The sequence below is a fragment of the Saccharothrix hoggarensis genome, from assembly GCF_042678885.1.
GTDB classification, from domain to species: Bacteria; Actinomycetota; Actinomycetes; order Mycobacteriales; family Pseudonocardiaceae; genus Actinosynnema; species Actinosynnema hoggarensis.
Map to the genome: position 1 here is coordinate 1 of NZ_JBHTLK010000387.1, position 3589 is coordinate 3589.

The window sequence follows — 3589 nt, forward strand, 5'->3', positions numbered from 1 at the left end:
CGTGCCGGTCGCGGTGCCGCGCGACGAGCTGCCGCTGGCCCGGCAACCGGCCGTGCTGCCGTTCCTGGCGCTGCTGCGCTGCGCGGCCGTGCCGGGGAGCATGGACGAGGACACCGCGGCGATGCTGCTGTCGTCACCGCTGGGCGGCGCGGACCCGTTGGCGCTGCGGCGGTTGCGGCGCGGCCTGCGCCGGCTGGAGCTGGCCGCGGGCCGGGACCGGCCGAGCGGCGAGCTGCTGGTCGAGGTGATCGAGTCGGACGACCGGCTGGCCGCGCTGGAGGACGCCGAGGCGCTGCCCGCGCGCCGGGTCGCCGGGCTGCTCCGCAAGGCGCGCAAGGGGATCGCGGACGGGCTGACCGTCGAGCAGGTGCTGTGGGAGCTGTGGCAGGCCACCGGTCTGGAGCAGCGGTGGGTGGCGCAGTCCGCGCGGCACGGCACCGTCGGCATGCAGGCCGACCGCGACCTCGACGCGATCGTCGCGCTGTTCGAGGCGGCGGCGAAGTACGTGGACCGGCTGCCCGGCTCGGGCGCCGAGGCCTTCGCGGACTACCTGGCCGCGCAGGAGATCGTGGGCGACACGCTGGCCGCCGCCGCGCCCACGGGCGAGGCGGTGTCGGTGCTGACCGCGCACGCCGCCGCCGGTCGCGAGTGGACGGTCGTGGCCGTGCCGGGCGTGCAGGAGGGCAGCTGGCCCGACCTGCGGTTGCGCGGGTCGCTGCTCGGCGTCGAGCGGATGGTCGACCTGGTGGCGGGCGTGTCGGCGGAGACGGTGTCCGCGGTCGCGCCGATCCTCGCCGAGGAACGCCGGCTGCTGCTCGTCGCGGCGAGCCGGGCCCGGCGGACGTTGCTGGTCAGCGCGGTGCGCGGCGAGGACGAGCAGCCGTCGCGGTTCCTGGACGAGATCGAGGAGCTGTCCACCGACGAGCCGGAGCGGCCGACGTTCACGCCGCAGCGCGGCCTGGTGCTGGCGGAGCTGGTCGGCGAGCTGCGGCGGGTCGTGTGCTCGGACGACGAGCCGGCGGAACGGCGGGAGCGCGCGGCCGTCCAGTTGGCCCGGTTGGCGGCGGAGGGCGTGCCGGGCGCGCACCCCGATTCGTGGTACGGCTTGGCGGACGTCACCACGGACAGTCCACTGTGGACCGAGGAGCACACGGTGAGCGTGTCGCCGTCCACGGTGGAGACGTTGGCGAAGTGCCCGCTGCGGTGGGTGGTCGAGCGGCACGGCGGGCAGGACCCGGCGGAGCTGGCGTCCATCACCGGCACCCTCGTGCACGCCCTCGCGCAGGCCGCCGCGACCGGCGCGGACGAGAAGGAGCTGCGCGCCAAGCTGGACGAGGCCTGGGCGGCGGTGGACGCGGGCGCGCCCTGGTTCTCGCGGCGCGAGCGCATCCGGGTGGAACGGATGCTCGACACGTTCCTGGCGTGGCTGGCCTCCAGCCGCGCCCAGCTCACCCAGGTCGCGATCGAGGAGGAGATCTCGGTCGAGGTGCCCCGGCAGGACGGCGGGCCGAAGCTGCGGGTGCGCGGCCGGGTCGACCGGCTGGAGACCGACCGGGAGGGGCGGCCGGTCGTCGTCGACGTCAAGACCGGCAAGAACCCCGTCACCAAGGAAGAGGCGCGGCAGCACCCGCAGCTCGCCGTCTACCAGCTGGCGTCGGCGCTCGGCGGGTTCACGCACCTCGGGCTCGGCACCGACCCCGGCGGCGCGCGCCTGCTCTACGTCGCCAAGGAGAACAAGAAGACCGGCGCCACCGAGCTGGAACAGGCGCCGCTGGACGAGCAGGGCGTGCGGGTGTGGCTGGAGGCCGTGCAGCTGGCCGCCGGGTCCAGCGTCGGGCCGCGGTACCGGGCGGCGGAGAACGCGGACTGTGATCGCTGCCCGGCCCGCACCACGTGCCCGGTGCACTCGTCGGGTCGGCAGGTGAGCCAGTAGTGGACTTCTGACCAGCGATTATCGCGTTGGCCTGCGGGTCGCCGAAGGATGCGCGGCCCGACAACGGAGAATGCGGGACGTGGTCGTGCCGAGCGGGGTCGAACGGGTGGCGGGTGAGCCGGTGGCGCTCGCCAGCCCGTTCGAGGTCGCCGAGGCCCTCGGCCTGCCGAAGCCCACCCCCGAGCAGGCCGCCGTCGTCGCCGCGCCCACCGCGCCCGCGCTCGTCGTGGCCGGCGCCGGAGCCGGCAAGACCGAGACCATGGCCGCCCGCGTCGTCTACCTGGTGGCGAACGGCTTCGTCACGCCCGACCGCGTCCTCGGCCTGACGTTCACCCGCAAGGCCGCGCGGCAGCTGTCCGACCGGGTGCGGCTGCGGTTGCGGCGGCTCGGCGGGTCGTCGCTGCTCGACCGGCTCGACCCGAGCGGCGAACGGCGTGCCGCCGTGCTGACCACCGAACCGGTGATCCTCACCTACCACGCGTACGCGGGCAGGCTCGTCGGCGAACACGGCCTGCGGCTGCCCGTGGAGCCCGGCGTGCGGCTGCTGACCGAGACCGCGGCCTGGCAGCTCGCCCACCGGGTCGTGTCGACGTGGGCCGAGGACATCGACACCGACAAGGTGCCCGCCACCGTCACCGGCTACCTGCTCGCGCTGGCCGGCGAGCTGGGGGAGCACCTGGTGGAGCCCACCTCGCTGCGCAAGCACGCCGAGTGGCTGTGCACGACCGTCGAGAACGCGCCCAGGACCGCCCGGCAGCGCGACGGCCTGCCCGAGTCGCTGAAGGCCGTCGTCAACGCCCAACGCCTCCGCGTCAACCTGCTGCCGCTGCTGGAGGCGTACCAGGCGCGCAAGCGGCGGGAAGCGGCGATGGACTTCGCCGACCAGATGTCCCTGGCCGCCCGGCTGGCGTCCGAGCACCCGGAGGTCGTGCGCGGCGAGCGTGAGCGGTACGGGGCCGTGCTGCTGGACGAGTACCAGGACACCGGCCACGCCCAGCGCGTGCTGCTGCGGTCGCTGTTCGGGCGCGGCGAGCCGATGCCGGTCACGTCGGTCGGCGACCCGGCGCAGGCCATCTACGGCTGGCGCGGCGCGTCCGCGGCGAACCTGCCCCGGTTCGTGCACGACTTCCCGCCGGCGAAGAAGTACGGCCTGCTCACCAGCTTCCGCAACCCGCCCGAGGTGCTGGCGCTGGCCAACGCCGTGTCCGCGCCGCTGCGCGCGATGGGCCTGGACGTCGACGAGCTGCGCGCCCGTGACGGCGCGGGCCCCGGTGACGTGCGGGTGGCGTTGTTCGAGGACATCCGGCGGGAACTGGACTGGGTGGCCGACACCGTCGCCGCGCAGTGGGAAGCCCACCTGGACACCAGCGACGAGCCGCCGACCGCCGCGGTGCTCGTGCGCCGCCGGTCCGACATGGCGAACATCGCGGCGGCGCTGCGGGAACGCGGTCTGCCCGTGGAGGTCGTCGGCCTCGGCGGGCTCCTCGACGAGCCGGAGGTGCGGGACCTCACCAGCGCGTTGCGCGTCCTCGTCGACCCCCTGGCGGGCACGGCCGCCGCCCGCCTCCTCACCGGCTCCCGCTGGCGCGTCGCCGCCTACGACCTGGCGGCGCTGTGGACGCGGGCCCGCGACCTCGCCGGCGCGCCCACCCGGCA

The 3589-nt window shown here is 75.5% G+C and carries 2 protein-coding genes; both read left to right on the forward strand.

Annotation, left to right across the window (positions count from 1 at the left end; translation table 11 throughout):
• Nucleotides 1-1933: PD-(D/E)XK nuclease family protein (locus ACFQ3T_RS35235; RefSeq protein ID WP_380730246.1), on the forward strand; the 1933-nt coding region annotated here is incomplete at its 5' end.
• 79 nt (nucleotides 1934-2012) lie between these two features.
• A partial coding sequence (locus ACFQ3T_RS35240; protein WP_380730248.1) for an ATP-dependent helicase occupies nucleotides 2013-3589 on the forward strand: 1577 nt, incomplete at its 3' end.